We start from the raw sequence: 16,984 nt of genomic DNA, 5'->3' as shown, positions 1-16,984 counted from the left end.
GTGGAAGATCACGCCCTTCACGTCACCGCCGCGGGTGGCCGCGGCCATGTCCGAGGACGCCACGACCAGTTCGGCGTCATGGCGTGCGCCCATCGCGTAACCGGGCAGCCGGCGCGAGAACAGGTCGATGACGGCGGCCAGGTACAGCTTGCCCTCACCGGTGGTGATCTCGGTCATGTCGCCGCACCACACCTGGTCAGGAGCGTCCGCGGTGAAGTCCCGCCGCACGAAGTCCGGGGCCGTTTGCCGGGCCGGGTCGGCCCGCGCCGTCGGCGGGCCTTCCGTCCGGCCAGGCCGCGTTCGGCCATCAGACGGGCGACAGTGTTCACCGAGACCCGCCAGCCCGCGCCGACCAGGAGGAGCCAGACCTTCGGGGAGCCGTAGGTGCCGCCGGAGCCCTCGAAGATCTGCCGGATCACGTCGGCCAGCTGCCCGCGCCGGATCTCACGCGCGGTGGTGGGCTTGTCGCGCCACTTGTAGAACCAGGACTCCGACACCCCAGAACCCGGCAGGCCAGGCGGTGGATCGACTTGCGTTGGAGTGTGCTCGAACTCGTAGTGTCGCAGACACCACCACGGCGCGAGGCCCGTGTCGCCGTCCGTCTCTCACGGGATGCCGACGCCGGAATTCGCCGCTTGGATGGATGAGGGGCTTCGTGCGCTCGAACGACAGGGAAGGGCTGGGACACGCCATGCACAAACGCAGTCTGCGGGACCTCCAGGTATCGCCCATCGGCCTGGGCTGTATGGGCATGTCCGCCTTCTACGGATCCACCGATCAGCAGGAGAGCATCGCGACCATCCGGCATGCCCTCGACCTCGGGGTGAACTTTCTCGACACGGCGCAGATGTACGGGCCGCTCACCAACGAGTCGCTTGTCGGCGAGGCGATCCGGGGGCATCGCGAGGAGTATGTGATCGCGACGAAGTTCAACTACCGGATGGACGACGCCGTACCGGGCGACATCAGCACGGTCGGCCCGCAGGACGGCTCGGCCGAGCACGTCCGCAGCTCCGTCCACGGCTCCCTGGAACGCCTGGGGACCGACTTCATCGACCTGTACTACCAGCACCGGGTCGACCCGAACGTACCCATCGAGGAGACGGTCGGCGCGCTGGCCGAGCTGGTCGCCGAGGGCAAGGTGCGGTGCATCGGCCTGAGCGAGGCGAGCGCGGAGACCATCCGGCGCGCCAACGCGGTGCACCCGGTCACCGCGGTGCAGAGCGAGTACTCGCTGTGGTCACGGGACGTGGAGGCCGAGGTGCTGCCCGCCTGCCGTGAGCTGGGCATCGGTTTTGTGCCGTACTCGCCGCTGGGCCGCGGCTTCCTCGCCGGCCGGTTCGCCTCGCCGGACGATCTGGACGCGAACGACTGGCGCCGTCAGAACCCGCGCTTCCAGGACGCCAACTTGGAGGCGAACCAGCGGCTGGCGGCGAAGGTGAAGGAGATCGCCGCCGAGAAGGACGTGACCCCGGCCCAGCTGGCCATCGCCTGGGTGCTGGCCCAGGGCGAGGACCTGGTACCGATCCCGGGCACCAAGCGCCGCACTTACTTGGAACAGAACGCCGCCGCGGTCGGTATCGCGCTGACGCAGGAGGACCTGGCACGCATCGATGCGGAGGTGCCCGAGGCGGCGGGTGAGCGGTATGACGAGGCAGGGATGCGAGCCGTCAATCGTTAGTGCGGATGTGCGGCCAGACAGCGGGGCAGGCGGCTGCCCGGGTGCACCGGCATCCGGGCAGAGCCGCGATTCGCGTTCGTTGGTGTCAGCCGCTGATGCCAACGAACGCGCTGAGCCTGTCGGCGCCGGGTCACCCAGATGCCGTTCAGACCCCGCCTCCCGCACCTACTACGACCGCCAGCGAGCCCGCGGCGAAACCCAAAGGAGTGTCAGCCGATGGCTGCACCGCTTCAACCGCTTGGGCCTGGACGGGCTGAGGGCCTGGGCTGACAGGGCCGCAAACGGTGGATCACCGAGGCGGAACGCTCAAGAATCATCGGCCTGGTCAAGCAGCCGGCTCCGGGCCGACTGACCGTGCAGGGCCGACATCGACTACCTGGAGCTGGACTACAAAAGAGCAGGCGGAGGGGAATTCGACTTGAGCTATCAGTTGGCCGGGGAGCGTCGGTTGGCGTGCCTGTTCGCGTAAACCAGCCACCGCCAGCGCCGACGCTCTGTGACAAGGGTGCCGACGGCCAGCAGGGTGGCGGGGAGCGCCGCCCAGACGGGCCAGGCCAGCCACGAGGAGATCACTGCTGCGGCGAGTTGGAGCAGCACGAGCAGGATCGTGGCCCAGCCCGGCACCGCGATGATCACGTTGGCCTTGTCCCCCCGGGTGGAGAAGAGCGTGGGAAGGCCTATCAAGGCCACAACGGACGCGGCGGCAAGCAGCCATGAGTAGCCGGCCAGGGCCCAGGGGGTGGCCACCCACGCGATGAGTTCCGTCGCGAAGCGCAGGGCGGACGCGGCACGGTCATCCGGTCGTCCCGAGGTCGTTTCTCTACCAGCAGTGTCGGCCACCTGCGGACGATCTCACGGCGCCCGGCCGGCTGTCAGGGGGTTGGGGCACACCATCGCTTTCCGTATGCCCCGCAGAGCAGGTGGGACTGAAGCACTGCCTGCTGTCTTCCCGCAGCTATCGCATCCGCTCCTTCCAGAACCACTCCGCCGACTATCGTGAAGACACGACCTGCCGGGAGGAACATCCATGAGCGCGCAGCCCGAGGAAGCCCCCGCCCCGCCGCCGGCCCCCGCCGCTGCCGCCCGGCTGCGCGAGCAGCTGCGCGCCGACCGCCGCGCCGATTCCTGGGTGCCGGCCTTCGAGCGGGACTGGGCCAAGGCGTTGGAGGACTCCCGCCACAGCTACAGCCTCGCGCCCCTGCACGACGTCGTGCGCACCTGGCAGCTACGCGTCACCGCGGCCCCGGCCGTCGACGCCTACCTGGACTCCGGCCGTGACGAAACCGGCTTCCTGGACCTGAACGACGTCCTCGGCACCCGCAGGTGACCGCTGATCCATGGGCAGCCCGCCTCTCGCCGCAGGCCGCCAAGACGCTCACCGAACTCCCCACGCACGCCAAAGAAATGGTCCGTGACGTCCTGGACATCGCGGTGCGCTCCCCGTGGGGCTGGCCTCAATGGAACGCCGGCGACCCGGAAGGCGAAGACGTCCGCGCCGCCTCTGTCGGACAGCTGTCCGTCGTCTATATGATCAACCGGCTCTCCCGGCACCTGTCTGTTCTGGACATCGTCTGGCTCGGGTAGTCACCCGAGTACATCCGTCCGGCCCGTTTTGGGCGTCATCGGGCCTTGCGGGAGCTGGTGACCGCGTAAGTCCCGTGCGTTGTGCGGCTGAATGCGGAGGCACCGGAGCGGGTGTCAGCGGCGTGCTGGAACACACGCAGGGGACCGTCGAGCAGTTCGGCCGCGTCGAATGCCGGGTCGCCGCCCATCACTGCCACGCAGTGCTCATCGACCACGATCGGCACCTGGACACCTACCTCGATCAGGACGCCGCCCAGCGAATCGGTGGGCTATGGAAGCTCGCTGCCTCTTCACCGCGCTCGCTGGTCCACCTGCCGATGCGGGGAAACCGTGGTCCCTCCCGCGAACTGCCAGAAGACGGGACACGGCAGCTTGATCTCGTGCTGCTGCACCACTCGCTCCAGTTCGCACTCTCACGCCGGAAGGAAGTACGAGGACGGCTCGGCCCAGGGCGTCCGCAGACCGTGACACTGCCCGGCCCGGGACACACCGACGAAGCCGTGATTGATCACGAGGCACGGCACTACCAGGAGAACCGGGATCTGTTTCACCAGCATCTCCACGCCGAGACCCTGTTCATGACCGGCAGCGCGAAGGTGTTCGGGGACACCGCCCGGCACTTCTTCGACGTCGCCCGAAACGGTCCCGGATACGTCCCCGTCCATCCGGGCTACCCGCACTTCTGCACCGAGCTCCACTCCAACGACGGCATTCTCGGCGACGCCCGCGAGATCCACATCGGGTACTGCGACCAGTGGGACTCATGACCCCGACCGGCCCAGAGGGCATCGGGCACGTGGAGAAGCGGCAGCTGGCCCTGGACATGCTCGATGAGCCCCGTTCCTGGGGACTCGAGGTGCCGCTGGCCGTCGCCGACGCCGGATACGGCGACGCCGCCGCGTTCCGGCACGGACTACAGACCCGCGGCCTGCGCTACGTGGTGGGGATCTCCACCACGCTGTCGGCCCAGAGCGCCGACGCGGTGCCGGTGGCCGAGCCGTACTCGGGGACCGGACGCCCGCCGGCGGCGAAGTATCCCGACAGACCGCGGCCGGTGAGGAGCGGGTCTGTACGCTCACCGGTGTAATTGATGATCATGGAAGAGGCGTCAAGTGACTGACACCGTGACCGAGTTCGTGGCCGCTGCTGCACCGGCGTCTCCCGCCCGGGAGGCCGGTCCGAGCGTCCCAGGTGGGTGCACAACAGGCAGCAGTCCAGGGTGACTTCCGATGGTGGGATAGGGTCGGCCGAGAAAGATCCGCTCGGTGCGTCCGAGCTGCACCAAAGGGCAGACACGGCGGCCGCCCGCGAGGGGAGCTGGATGCTTCAGGCGTTGGGATTGGGGCCGGCCGAAGAGGCTGTCTACACCGCACTGCTCGTTCGCCCGGCAGCCTCCGCGCGCGACCTCGCCCGGCAGACCGGATTCGAGGAGCCCGAGACCACCCGCATCCTGCTCGACCTGACGGCACGTGGCCTGGTGGTGATCGCCGCCGAGGCCGGGAGCGGGACACCTGACGTGGCCGACCGCGGGGCCGGCCCTCCGTCCGTCCGCTACCGGATCACCCCGCCCTCGGTGGCCCTGGCCCCGTTCCTCGTCGAGCAGCGCAACGCGCTTCAGCGGGCCGAGACCGCGTTCGCGATGCTGACCGATCAGTACCGCAGCACCGCAGCACATCCCGCGGGCAGCGTCATGGAGGTGGTCGTCGGCGTGGAGCAGGTCGCGCACCGGTTCCATCAACTGCAGCGTGGCGCTCAGCGGGAGTTGCTCGTCTTCCTCGTCGGGGAGCCCATCGCGGTACCGCGCGAGGACACCGACATGTCGGAGAGTTCCGCGTTGGACCGCGGAGTCGACTTCCGGGTCGTGGCGGCCAAGGACTATCTCGACGGTCCCGACGTGGGCAGGGATGTGAGGGAGGCCATCGCGGCGGGTCTCGAGCTCCGTCTGGTCGACTCGTTGCCGCTGAAGATGGTCGTGTCGGACCGGGAGCGTGCCATGGTGCCGCTGGACCTGGAGGACTCCGGCGGTGAGCCGAGCGCCATCGTGGTGCACCGCAGTGGCCTGCTGACGGCCCTGGTCCATCTCTTCGAGAAGGAATGGGCCCAGGCCCGTCCGCTGTACACCACCGCCACGGGTGTGCGCGCGGGGTCGGCAGCCGATCAGCAGCCGACCGAGGGGGAACTGGAGGTCCTGGCCCTGTTGCTGGCGGGGGTCTCCGACCGGCGGGTGGCCTCCCAGCTCGGTCTCTCGATACGCACCGTGGAGCGACGGACCCGCCGTCTGATGGACCTTGCCGGAGCTGATTCGCGTCTGCAGCTCGGGTGGTACGCCGCACGTGCGGGCTGGTTCTGACCCGCCGGGCCGATGCTTGCCCGGATGATCGCGGCGAAGGACACGCGGGCGTACCTGCACCTGCCGGGCCGCAAGCCCCACCGAGCCGACGAGCCGCCGGATGCGACCGCGTGACGGGAAACCGACATGCGGGAAACCCGTCACGCGCGGCATCCCCCGCCGATCCGTATGCATGGCAGGCTCCAGCCACAGCCTGACATGTTCACGGTATCCAGTGGGGAGATCCATGCGCTCCATAACGCGTACAGCCTTGGGCGCGGCGACCGTCGCCGTCCTGACTGTCACCGCGGTCCTGCCTTCCGGGGCGGCGGCGGACACGCCGTCTGACGGTGCCTCGGGCAAGAGGCCCATCGTCGGCGGTGGGACCACGGCGGCAGGCGGCAAGCAGGTGTCGGTCACACTCGTCACCGGCGACAAGGTGCTGGTGACCACGGACCTGTCGGGTCACAGCTCCGCGGCCGTCCTGCCCCGTGAGGACGGCACACAGCCGATCGTGCAGACCTTTCAGATGGGCAAGGACCTCTACGTCTACCCGGAGGACGCCTCCCGGGCGATCGCCGAGGGCAAGGTCGACGAGCAGCTGTTCAACGTCACCGGGCTCATCCGCCAGGGATACGACGACGCACATACCGACACGCTTCCGCTCATCGCCACGTACCAGAACAGTGTGAACGTCGCCAGCAGCGCGCCGGCGGCCCCTCGCGGGGCCGAGCGGGGCCTGAGCCTCCCGACTGTGGACGGCGTCGCGCTCAAGGCCGGCAAGGACACGGCCGCCACCTTCTGGCAGGACATCACCAACGCCCGCTCACGTTCCGCCTCCACGCTGAAGAAGCTGTGGCTGGACGGCAGGGTCGAGGCCACGCTGGAGCAGTCCACCGCGCAGGTGCACGCGCCGGAGGCCTGGGCGGCCGGCTACGACGGCAAGGGCACCAAGGTCGCCGTGCTGGACACGGGCGTGGACGCCGAGCACCCGGACCTGGTGGGCCGGGTCACCGCGTCCGAGAACTTCACGGACTCCAAGACCACCGACGACCAGGTGGGTCACGGCACTCACACCGCTTCCACGGTCGGCGGGTCCGGAGCGGCCAGTGACGGCCGCGAGAAGGGCGTCGCCCCCGGTACCTCCCTGCTCATCGGCAAGGTCCTCAACGACCAGGGCTACGGCCAGGACTCCTGGATCATCGCGGGTATGCAGTGGGCCGTCGACCAGCAGGCGGACGTCGTCTCCATGAGCCTGGGCAGTCCCGCGATCGGCGATTGCGCCGACCCGGTGGCCCAGGCCGCGCAGCAGCTCTCGCAGAACACCCACACCCTGTTCGTCATCGCCGCCGGCAACGCCGGTCCGGGTACCGAGACCGTTTCCTCGCCCGGTTGCGCGCCCGGCGTGCTGACCGTCGGTGCCGTGGACCACGACGACACCACGGCGCAGTTCTCCAGCCGCGGTCCGGTCGCCGTCACCCACACTCTCAAGCCCGAGATCGCCGCCCCCGGCGTCGACATCTCGGCGGCCAGCGCGGGCGGACGGGGCGTCTACGCCTACCGGACGATGTCCGGCACCTCCATGGCCACCCCGCATGTCGCGGGCGCCGCGGCCGTCGTCCGCCAGGCCCACCCGGACTGGACCGCGCAGCAGATCAAGGCCGCCCTGGTCTCCTCCGCCCGCACCGGCGGCAAGGTCGCCGGCGCCGACCAGACCGGCGCCGGTGTCCTCGACGTGTTCGCCGCGGTGAACCAGAAGGTGCTCTCCGCGCCCGCCGTCCAGGCCGGCAGCTACGACTGGCCGCAGGACGCATCGGACCGCACCACCGTGCGGGTGCCGTTCACCAACACCAGCGGCCGCGATCTGACCCTGAGACTGAGGGTCAGCGGAGTGCACGGCAACGACGGCAGCGACGTCGACTCCCGCATCGTGCAGCTGGAGGACGACAAGGTGAGGGTCCCCGCAGGGGCCACCGCCCAGGTGCCGCTGCGGATCGACCCCACCGCCCGCCTGAAGGACGCCCAGTACGGTGCGGTCACCGGTCGGATCCTGGCCACCGGCGAAGGTGTGCACGTCTCCGTGCCCGTCACGCTCTACGTCCAGCCGGAGACGGTCACGCTGCGGGTCAAGGTCATCGACCGCAACGGCAAGCCCGCGGCCGGCTCCTCCTCCCTGGACCTCGTCAAGCTCGACATCGACAAGGGCGAGCGCCGTACCAACGCGGGTGCGACCGACCAGACGTACAGCGTGCGCCCGGGCGACTACGCTCTCAGCAGTTTCGTGACGTCGTACGACGCGAACAACGCGGTCGAGTCGGTCAGTTACCTCGCGCGGCCGCAGCTGCGGATCACCCGTGACACCACCGTCGTCCTCGACGCCCGCAAGGCCCACCAGCTGAGCCTGCACACCGACCGGCCTTCGACGGTGGACAGCACCACGTTCAGCTACAGCCGTATATGGGACGACACCTGGCTGATGGCCGGCTCGGTCGTGATCGGCAAGAGCGTCCAGAAGGTCTACGCGGACATCGACGGACGTGCCAGGAACGGCACCTTCGAGTTCCGGCCCACCTGGCGGGCGATCGGCTCCGAGGACGGATCGTCCTACGTCTACAACCTGTCGTACCCGACCCGGGGTCCGCTGTACTCCGACCAGGTCTACAAGCCCAAGGACTCCAGGCTCGCCCAGGTCGCCGAGACGTGGAAGGCGATGGGCAAGGAAAGCGACTACCTCGACGCACTGTACGTCCGCCCTTCCGGGGGTGACAGCGACTACATCACCGTCAGCCCGTTCGGCGGGGTCCATGTGCCCGGTACCCGCACCGCCTACTACACGACCGGCGACGACGCCTGGTACCACGGCGCGATGACCAGCTTCCCGTTCGCCGCGTTCATGGGCGACCAGGAACGCACCTACCGGGCCGGACAGCGCAGCGCGCAGGAGTGGTACGGCGGCCCCCTGCGGCCTGCCGCGCCGCGCGACGCCGACGGCAAGCTGATGCTGTCCGCCGAGCGGCAGGGCGACCAGATCGGCTTCCAGAACGCACTCTGGGTCGACGGTTCCGGCGACCACTGGTCCTCCGGCGGATCGTTCGGCGACCTCGGCAACCTGATGCTGAAGCGCAACGGCGAGCAGATCGGCACCAGTTACGACCCGTACGGCGTGTTCAAGGTGCCGGACGAGGACTCCGCGTACGAGCTCACCCAGAACCTGGAGAAGATCCCCTCCTCGGACCGGAACTGGCTGCGCTCCACCGCCGTCACCACCACATGGAGCTTCCGCTCCCACCGGGAGCCGGACGTCTACTCCCGCGGCCTGCCGATCCTCGCCCCGGCGTACGACCTGCCGGTGGACGGCATGAACACCCTGCCGGCACAGAGCGGCATCAGGGTCGGCCTGTCGGTCGAGGGTCACGCCGGGTACACCCCGGGCGCGATCACGGAGGCCTCGCTGTCCTACTCCTACGACGGCGGCACCACCTGGACCCAGGCGCCGACCCAGCGGCGGGGCGGCAAGTGGACGGCCGTCCTCGACCACACCGGCGCCGCCGGCAAGCAGGTCATGACGAAGGCCACCTTCACCGACGCCAACGGCAACGCGGTCACCCAGACCATCACCCGCGCCTACGACGTCCGGTAAACACCCGGTCCGGCCGGGCGGTCCAGCGCAACGGGCAGCCCGGCCGGCCCCCGCTCCCACCTGTGAATCACCAGAGCATGGTCGGCTCCAACTCGCCTGGTGGGATGTGATGGTGGCCTGGCTGGCGGGTGAAGCCTCTGGCGGATGAGTTTTCGATCGAGGGAACCGTCTCCAGCAGAGGCTTCGCATGCCGAAGTGACGTTCACCGGCGCGGACCGGGTCCGGGACGTGATCCACAACTTCGACACTGACGGATTCGACTCGCCCTGGCCCAAGTGCAAGGGCGGGCGACCGAAGACCTTCACCCTGCCGGAACGCCGGGAGATCAAGAAGATCGCCAAGTCCAAGCCGGCCGAGCACGGCCTGTTACCGACCTTTTCGGGTTGCCCTCGGATGGTGACGGTGGGTGATCCTGCGATATGCCGGTGTTATGCGGTATGCGGATGGTGGGGGCCCGACCGCTGAGCGGCGGGCTGAGCGTGAAGGGATTCGGCTGGAGGCCGGGCAGGGGTTCGCACGGGGTGACAGGTCGTGGTGGCAGCCCGTGAGGGCGTAGCCACCGGGGTCGGCGTAACGGGTGGCATCTGGTCCAGGGACGGCAACGACTCCACCCGGGCGTAGTGGCACGTGAATGGCACGGCGCCGGAAACGGCAAAGGGCCGGCCTGGGAGGAAACCCCTCCTGAGCTGGCCCTTCTGCCTGTGCCCCGACAGAATCCGAACCTGCGACACCCGCTTCAGGAGTTCGGTCCGAGCCTGCTACGGCCGCAGCCGCCGACTGATGCGACGGCCGGACAAGGGTGCTGGTGTGCGCCCCCGTCCGGCATCGTGGATGTCAGAAACCGGCGGTTGCGTGGCGTCGCTACGGCGAGGGGATCGGATTCCGGCGCCTGGCGAGGCGGCGCCAGGCCACCCCGGAATTGATCACGAGCAGGACCGCTCCCGCGATGGGCCAGCCCATGGATCCACCGTTGCGGTAGGTCTCAATGCCTACAGCCAGCAGCATGACACCGATCACTGGGCCCATCAGGTCCATGAAGGCGTCCAGGCGGCTTGCGATCTTCGAAAGGTTGGCCACGGCTTGATCGTGACAGTCAACGCGGCGCCTGCAAAGGAGCGAGGTCAGCACCGCACGGAGCTGCCGCTGTCTGTCTGCGCCGAGGGCGAGCAGAGTGGTCAGTGTGGCGACTGGGCCGGCTTTGCGTGTGGCTCGTCGGATGGCAGGGACAGGTGCTGCATAGGGCGCTCCAGATCAGCGGGGTGTCGGGGTGTCGGGGCGTCGGGGCTGGAACTACTTGGTGAATCGCTGGACGAAGGCCAGGGCGGTCTCGGCGACGTCGCGCCAGCCGCGGTCGATGGTCAGCGAGTGCCCGCGGTCCGGGATTTCGGTGAACTCGGTGAGGCCGGGGTTGTGGAGCTGGCGTTTGTGGGCGGCGGAGGAGATGGCGTGCGGGACGGTGTGGTCCTTCTCGCCGGAGACGATCAGCAGGGGGCCGCGGTCGGGGTTGTGGACGTCGACCTTGGCTTCGGTCCAGGGGTTGAAGTTCGCGGTGGCGGCCTGGAAGAGCGGTGCTCCGGGTGCCGGGACCGCGTAGGTGCCGTGGAGCTGTCGGGCTTCCTCCTCGCTGACGGCGTTGGCGAAGGCGTAGCGGAACTGCTCGAAGGTGAGGGGCACGGCACGGTGCCGGTTGGCGGGGTTGCCGAGAACGGGCAGGGAGGAGCGCAGGGCGGAGACGGGCAGCGGCAGGACGCCGCGGAAGGGCGCCGCGTCGATGGCGACGGTCGCCGCAGCCAGCCCGCGGCCGGCGACGATCTGGGCGAGGAGGCCGCCGAAGGAGTGGCCGATGACGGCGGGCTTGCGGTCGAGGAGTTCGATGACGGCGCTGTAGTGGTCGGCGACCTGGCCGACCGACTTGTTGGCGAGGACCTCCGGGTGGGCGGCGGCCTCCTCGACGGTGTCCGGGTCGTCGGGCCAGCCCGGGGAGAGCGGGGCGTAACCGGCGGCCTCGAACAGCGTCGCCCAGCGGTCCCAGCTGCTGGGCAGGAGCCACAGGCCGTGGATGAAGACGACGGGTGTGCGGCCCGAGGCGTTGGCCTCGGCAATGCGCTCCAGGGTGGCGGCGGGGATCTGGGCAGGGTGATCGGACATGCGGGGCTCCTCGAAGCAGGTGTTGAGCGGAAGACCGGGGCACCGGCATGCGGTGCGGTGCCCTGGGCGCGGACGGGCGGTGGTTCAGCTCGCGATGAAGGCGAGGAGGTCGGCGTTGAACGCCTTCTCGAAGTCGCCGACCAGGCCGTGCGGCGCGCCGGCGTAGAGCTTGAGCTGTGCGTCCTTGACGAAGTTGACGGTCTGCAGGGCGGCGGCCTGGATGGGGACGATCTGGTCGTCGTCGCCGTGTGCGACCAGGACGGGGATGTCGATGCTCTTGAGGTCCTCGGTGAAGTCGGTCTCCGAGAACGCCTTGATGCAGTCGAGGGCGCCCTTGACGCCGACCTGCATGCTCATCAGCCAGAACGCGTCGCGCAGGCCTTGAGAGACGCTCGCGCCGTCGCGGTTGGCTCCGTAGAACGGGGAACTGAGGTCCTGGTAGAACTGCGAGCGGTCGGCGGTGACGCTGGCCCGGATCGCGTCGAAGTTCTCGATGGGGGAGCCTTCGGGGTTCGCGGCGGTCTTGAGCATCAGCGGAGGGACGGCACCGAGCAGGACGGCCTTGGACACCCGGGAGGTGCCGTGGCGGCCCAGGTAGTGGGCGACCTCGCCGCCGCCGGTGGAGTGGCCGACCAGGACGGCATCGGTCAGGTCGAGCTGCTCGATCAGTTCAGCCAGGTCGTCGGCGTACTGATCCATGTGGTTGCCGTCCCAGGTCTGGGAGGAGCGGCCGTGCCCGCGCCGGTCGTGGGCGATGGCCCGGAAGCCGTGCGAGGCGACCAGGTTGGCCTGGTTGTCCCAGGCGTCGGCGTTCAGCGGCCAGCCGTGGCTGAAGACGACCGGGCGCCCGCTGCCCCAGTCCTTGAAGAAGATCTCGGCGCCGTCGCGGGTGGTGATGGTGGGCATGCTGGTCCTCCGGTGGGTGAACAGGTGTCGGTGGGGTGGGGCTGGCACGGTGGCCGGCCGGCGCTGTCACACCGGGTGGTCCGTCGTGCTTGGTGCCCTCAATCTCCCGTGCCGGGCCCGGCGCAGGATTGAGTCGTCCGACTGTGCCTGCTGCTTGAGTCGTCGTCCCGGCCGGTGCTGAGCATTGAGTCGTACGGGAGCGGTACGACTGCCGGGGGGACTGCAGGCAACGTCCCATCGTGGCTGGTCATTACGATGGGACCAGGGAGGGGCAGCCGCTGCGAGCGGCTGGGGGGAGGGACGACATGGTTCTGGTTCTCGACACCGCGGACATACCGGAGCGCGATCGGGCCGAGGCCGTCCGCGCCGCGATGCTGACCGCCACCCCGGCCTGCCACCTCCAGCATCAGGACTCCGGCTGCAGTCCCCGCGCCCGGATCGACCTGTGGCATTTCGGTGACGCGTTCCTGTGGCGGCACGACGGTACGGGCATGCGGATGACCCGCACCCCCACCCACATCCGTCGCGACGCACCCGAGACCGTCGCGCTGGCTCTTCAGGAGTACGGCCGGGCCCGCCGCTCCCAGGCCGAGCACACCCTCGACCTCGGCCGCGGCGACCTTCTCCTCTCCGATCTCACCGCCCCCTACGACTACGTCTGGTCCGGTCCCGGCTGCGCCAGCGCTCTGTCCATCCCCTACGACCGGCTAGGGCTGCCCGTCGACCTGGTGCGCCGCGCCGCCCCCAGGCTGCAGACAAGCACACTGTTTCCGCTGGTCCGCCAGCACTTGGCCACCCTGACCAGGCAGGCCGACGCGGTCAGTTGCGATGACCAGGCGCCGGCCGTAGGAGAGGCGAGCATCGCCCTGGTCCGCGCCCTGCTCGCATCCACCGACAGCGAGCACAGGGACGCGGCCGCCGTCCTGGACGACACACTGCCCGCCCAGATCAACGCCTACATCGAAACTCATCTGCGTGACCCGGAGCTACGGCCCGCGGTGATCGCCGCCGCGCACAACATTTCGCTGCGTCAGCTCTACCGGCTGATCCAGCCACCAGACACGACTCTTGAACAGTGGATCGTCACCAGACGCCTGGCCGGCGCCCGGACCGATCTCGCCCGCTCGCAGGAGCGGCGTTCGATCACGGATGTCGCCCGCTCCTGGGGCTTTCGCGATCCCTCTCACTTCACACGGCGATTCCGGGCCGCCTACGGCCTCACCCCCCGCGAATGGCGCCGCCTCACCACCGAGGAACGCGAAGCCTCCTAGCCGGCACGACTCGCCTCCCTGGCCGCGAGTCGCTCTGGTCCGACCGTGCCTGCCTCTCTGACAAACAGCCTCACCATGACGGCCATTACGGCAAATCCGGCACTCCGCGCCACAGGCGTCGGCCCCGCCGTACGTTCTCCCTGCCGATGCCACCCGAGGCACCCGGCGACCGTCGTACCCACGTCCCACACCCCCGGCGGAGCAGCCCGTGAACGGCCCCCTGTCCCAGTCCGCGCCGCTCGACGGCAGCGAGAGCGACCTCGTGGGAAGACAGACCGAGCGCGCGCTGCTGGAGCAGTTGCTCGATCAGACGGCAAGCGGGCAGGGAAACGCGCTGGTCCTCAGTGGCGGGGCCGGCATCGGGAAATCCGCCCTGCTCGCCTGGGCCTGCGCCGGCGCCACCCGCCGGAACATGACCGTGCTCACCGCCCTGGGCGTCGAGCCCGAGAGCCGGATGCCCTTCGCGGGACTTCACCAGCTCCTGCTCCCGCTCCGACGGCACGCGCACCGGCTGGAGCCGGGCCAGCGCCGCGCCCTGCGCACCGCCTTCGACGCGCAGGGAACGGTCCCCGACCTGTTCAGCGTCGCCCTGGCCACCCTCGAGCTCCTGACCGAGTGCGCCGCCCTCACCCCGGTGCTCGCGGTCGCCGACGACACCCAGTGGCTCGACCGGCCCAGCGCCGACGTGCTGGCCTTTGTCGCCCGCCGGGTGACCACCGACCCCGTCCTCGTCCTCACCGCCTCACGCACCGGCCACCTCGACCCTCTCCGGAACAGCGGCATGCGCGAACTGCCACTGCACCCCCTGGAATCCACCGCCGCGCAAGCACTCCTCGCAACACGCGCACCACAACTGACCCAGGCCCAACGCTCCCTGATCCTGAGCCAGTCGGCAGGCAACCCGCTGGCCCTGGTCGAACTCCCCGAATCCCTGACCCGGTCCAACACGCCAGCCGGACACCCCCGCGACCTCCTCCCGCTCAACGAGCGTCTCGAGCGGGCCTTCGGAATCCGCTACACCGACCTACCCGCGGACAGCAGGACGCTCCTCCTCGCAGCGTCCGCCGACACCAGCTGCGACCTGCCCAAACTGCTGCGCGCCGCGGCGATCGCCAGCGGCGCACCCGTCGGTACCGCGGCGCTCCAGCCCGCCGTCGACACGTTCCTCATCGGTCCGGACACCCTGCGCGTCCAGTTCCGCCACCCGCTGATCCGATCCGCGGTCTACACCCGCGCCACGGTCGCCGAGCGGCTGGCGATCCACGCGGCGCTGGCCGTCGTCCTTGAGAGCGACCCGGACCGACAGATCTGGCACCGGGCCGCCGCCACCCTGGGAACAGACGAGGACGTCGTCTCCGACCTGGAGGCATTCGCCTCAAGAGCCCGGCCCCGCGGCGCCGTCACCATCGCCGTCACCGCCCTCGAACGCGGATCCGACCTGACCGCCGCTCCCGCACGACGCACCTCGCTCCTGCTGCGCGCCGCGGAGCTCGCCAGCGAACTCGGAGAACGTACAGCCGCCGCCGAGCTCGTCCAGCGCTCCGACCCGACGCTGATGGGCCCAGAGGACCGTGGCCGCCTGGCTGTCGTCCAGGAGATCGTCGCCCCGGGCGAGATGCTCGACGAAGCCCGTATCCGTACCCTCCTGGAAGCCGCGAACGACGCCCGTGCCGACGGCCACCGCGACCTGGCAGCCGACCTGCTGTGGCGGGCCGCTTCACGGTGCTGGTGGGGCAACCTGCCCCCTCATCTGCGCGCGGCCGTCGCCCAAGGGGCCGACCACCTCGGCCTGACCCCCGACGCCCCCCGCACCCTGGCAATCCTGGCCTACGCCCTTCCTCAGACGCACGGGAAAGCGGCCCTCACCCGCATGGCCGCCCTGACCCCCGACCGGTCCGACCCCGACGTCATGCGCTTCCTCGGCGGCACCGCCCTCATCCTCGGAGACTTCCACACCGCCTCCTCCTACATGAACGTCGCCGCCGACACCTGCCGCTCCCAGGGTCGTCTCGCCCTCCTGGCGCGCACGCTCGGCGCGGGAAGCTGGGGCAGGATCTGGACCGGCGAATGGGACCGTGCCCGCTCCGAGAGCGAAGAAGCCGCAGCGCTCGCCAAAGAGACCGGCGAGACCTTCTGGGCCACCTCCGCCACCACCAACCTGGCCATGCTCGCGGCCCTGCGCGGCGAGCACGACATCGCCCTGGCCCTCGCGCAGAACGCCCAGGACGGCCTCAACATCACGGGCGTGCGCTTCCTCCTCAACAGCATCCAGCAAGTCCGCGCCGTCACGGCGATCGGCACCGGCCGCTACGAGGAGGCCTTCGACATCCTGCGACGCCTCTTCGACCCCGCCGAAGCCACCTTCCACGAAATGCGCTGGTGGGTCGCCCCCGACCTCGCCGACGCAGCCGCCCACACAGGACGACAGGAAGAAGCCCGCACCATCCTGGCCGGCCTCGAGCACCTCGCCGACCGGCTCCCCTCACCCATGATCCAGATGTGCCTGAACTACACCCGGGCCGTCCTCGCCGACGACGACAACGCTGAACTCCCCCTCGAACAAGCGCTGGCAGGCGACCCCAGCCGATGGCCGCCCTACCGCGCACGCCTCCTCCTCGCCCACAGCCGCTGGCTTCGCAGACAGCGCCGAACCGTCGAATCCAGAGCACCCCTGCGCGAAGCAAGAGACATCTTCGACACCCTCGGCGCACCACACTGGAGCGACCACACACGCCAGCTCCTGCGATCCGCCGGCGAAAGCAGCACCCAACGACCACCAGCCGCCCGCGACCGCCTCAGCCCGCAAGAACTCCAGATCGCCACACTCGCTGCCACCGGCTTGACCAACCGCCAGATCAGCCAGCGGCTCTACCTCTCCCACCGCACCATCGGCTCCCACCTCTACCGGATCTTCCCCAAACTCGGCATCACCACCCGAACACAACTCACCGACGCCCTCAGCTCCTTGGAACCCCGAGTCTGACGAGCCGACGCCGCGCCGACGGCCCGCCCACTGCGCCGGCCTACTGCGAGAGGTCACCGTGCAAGGGACCCGGGATCCCGTCCACACCTCCTGGCAAATGACTCACAGAACACACCTGTCGCGGCGATCTGACTGGTGAGCTCCCCCTGGGCCGCGCGGACGACTGCTTGAGCGGGGAACGCGCTGGTGGTGACGCTGCTGGTGCAGCGGGGTGGTGGCGGTGACGGGGCTGCTGAATCTGCGGCTGCCCCGGGTGGTCGGCCGAGAGCTGAGCGGGGCCGACCGCGCCCGGTACGGCAGCAGAGCCCCGATACGGCGGCAGGGGGGGGGGGGGGGGGGGGGGGGGGGGGGGGTGTTGGGGGTTTGGGGGGGGGGGGGGGGTGGGGAGGGCATGAGCAGACGACTACAAACCCACAAGCCCCCAACACAAAAAACCCAAGGC

At 69.7% G+C, this 16,984-nt stretch carries 13 protein-coding genes and 3 pseudogenes; 10 read left to right on the top strand and 6 right to left on the bottom strand.

Annotation, left to right across the window (positions count from 1 at the left end):
- Positions 1 to 21: 21 nt before the first annotated feature.
- Positions 22 to 177, bottom strand: a pseudogene (locus ACZ6KY_RS36975) (DDE-type integrase/transposase/recombinase); the annotation flags it as partial.
- A complete protein-coding gene (locus ACZ6KY_RS36970) occupies positions 174 to 497 on the bottom strand; it encodes an IS3 family transposase (protein WP_469314641.1) in 324 nt (107 codons plus the stop codon). The gene ACZ6KY_RS36970 and the pseudogene ACZ6KY_RS36975, both read right to left, overlap by 4 nt.
- Before the next feature lie 194 nt (positions 498 to 691).
- Here ACZ6KY_RS36970 and ACZ6KY_RS36965 point away from each other — a divergent pair, with 194 nt between their 5' ends.
- Positions 692 to 1,681 carry an aldo/keto reductase gene (locus ACZ6KY_RS36965; RefSeq protein WP_469314640.1) on the top strand — a complete coding sequence of 330 codons (990 nt, stop codon included), beginning with the start codon at positions 692 to 694 and terminating at the stop codon, positions 1,679 to 1,681.
- Positions 1,682 to 2,107: 426 nt separating this feature from the next.
- Here the strand turns inward: ACZ6KY_RS36965 and ACZ6KY_RS36960 are convergent, their stop codons facing one another.
- A complete protein-coding gene (locus ACZ6KY_RS36960; RefSeq protein ID WP_469314639.1) occupies positions 2,108 to 2,521 on the bottom strand; it encodes a hypothetical protein in 414 nt (137 codons plus the stop codon).
- 187 nt (positions 2,522 to 2,708) lie between these two features.
- Here ACZ6KY_RS36960 and ACZ6KY_RS36955 point away from each other — a divergent pair, with 187 nt between their 5' ends.
- The 7 genes and pseudogenes from ACZ6KY_RS36955 to ACZ6KY_RS36925 all read left to right on the top strand — a co-directional run.
- Entirely contained in the window at positions 2,709 to 3,008 is a 300-nt protein-coding gene (locus ACZ6KY_RS36955) for a DUF6247 family protein (RefSeq protein WP_469314638.1), read from the top strand.
- Positions 3,005 to 3,265: a hypothetical protein gene (locus ACZ6KY_RS36950; RefSeq protein WP_469314637.1), complete on the top strand. Its 261-nt coding sequence runs from the start codon at positions 3,005 to 3,007 to the stop codon at positions 3,263 to 3,265. Before ACZ6KY_RS36955 ends, ACZ6KY_RS36950 begins: the two co-directional genes overlap by 4 nt.
- A gap of 122 nt (positions 3,266 to 3,387) precedes the next feature.
- Positions 3,388 to 4,032: a hypothetical protein gene (locus tag ACZ6KY_RS36945; RefSeq protein ID WP_469314636.1), complete on the top strand. Its 645-nt coding sequence runs from the start codon at positions 3,388 to 3,390 to the stop codon at positions 4,030 to 4,032.
- Between the two features lie 11 nt (positions 4,033 to 4,043).
- A pseudogene (locus tag ACZ6KY_RS36940) lies at positions 4,044 to 4,325 on the top strand (transposase); the annotation flags it as partial.
- A gap of 261 nt (positions 4,326 to 4,586) precedes the next feature.
- Positions 4,587 to 5,615: a TrmB family transcriptional regulator gene (locus ACZ6KY_RS36935; RefSeq protein WP_469314635.1), complete on the top strand. Its 1,029-nt coding sequence runs from the start codon at positions 4,587 to 4,589 to the stop codon at positions 5,613 to 5,615.
- 226 nt (positions 5,616 to 5,841) lie between these two features.
- Entirely contained in the window at positions 5,842 to 9,234 is a 3,393-nt protein-coding gene (locus ACZ6KY_RS36930; protein WP_469314634.1) for a S8 family peptidase, read from the top strand.
- Positions 9,235 to 9,414: 180 nt separating this feature from the next.
- A pseudogene (locus ACZ6KY_RS36925) lies at positions 9,415 to 9,600 on the top strand (helix-turn-helix domain-containing protein); the annotation flags it as partial.
- Positions 9,601 to 10,095: 495 nt separating this feature from the next.
- On the opposite strand, the gene ACZ6KY_RS36920 reads toward ACZ6KY_RS36925, so the two are convergent.
- The 3 genes from ACZ6KY_RS36920 to ACZ6KY_RS36910 all read right to left on the bottom strand — a co-directional run bounded on the left by ACZ6KY_RS36920 (position 10,096) and on the right by ACZ6KY_RS36910 (position 12,288).
- Positions 10,096 to 10,311 carry a hypothetical protein gene (locus ACZ6KY_RS36920; RefSeq protein ID WP_469314633.1) on the bottom strand — a complete coding sequence of 72 codons (216 nt, stop codon included), beginning with the start codon at positions 10,309 to 10,311 and terminating at the stop codon, positions 10,096 to 10,098.
- Positions 10,312 to 10,524: 213 nt separating this feature from the next.
- Positions 10,525 to 11,382, bottom strand: coding sequence for an alpha/beta hydrolase (locus ACZ6KY_RS36915; protein WP_469314632.1), 858 nt, complete (start codon positions 11,380 to 11,382; stop codon positions 10,525 to 10,527).
- A gap of 84 nt (positions 11,383 to 11,466) precedes the next feature.
- Positions 11,467 to 12,288 carry an alpha/beta fold hydrolase gene (locus tag ACZ6KY_RS36910; protein ID WP_469314631.1) on the bottom strand — a complete coding sequence of 274 codons (822 nt, stop codon included), beginning with the start codon at positions 12,286 to 12,288 and terminating at the stop codon, positions 11,467 to 11,469.
- A gap of 305 nt (positions 12,289 to 12,593) precedes the next feature.
- Here ACZ6KY_RS36910 and ACZ6KY_RS36905 point away from each other — a divergent pair, with 305 nt between their 5' ends.
- Positions 12,594 to 13,559 carry a helix-turn-helix domain-containing protein gene (locus ACZ6KY_RS36905; RefSeq protein ID WP_469314630.1) on the top strand — a complete coding sequence of 322 codons (966 nt, stop codon included), beginning with the start codon at positions 12,594 to 12,596 and terminating at the stop codon, positions 13,557 to 13,559.
- Positions 13,560 to 13,767: 208 nt separating this feature from the next.
- Positions 13,768 to 16,542 carry an ATP-binding protein gene (locus ACZ6KY_RS36900; RefSeq protein WP_469314629.1) on the top strand — a complete coding sequence of 925 codons (2,775 nt, stop codon included), beginning with the start codon at positions 13,768 to 13,770 and terminating at the stop codon, positions 16,540 to 16,542.
- The last annotated feature ends 442 nt before the right edge of the window (positions 16,543 to 16,984 follow it).

The sequence above is a fragment of the Streptomyces sp. NPDC042002 genome (assembly GCF_055588305.1).
This window is presented reverse-complemented; position numbering and strand designations above follow the sequence as displayed.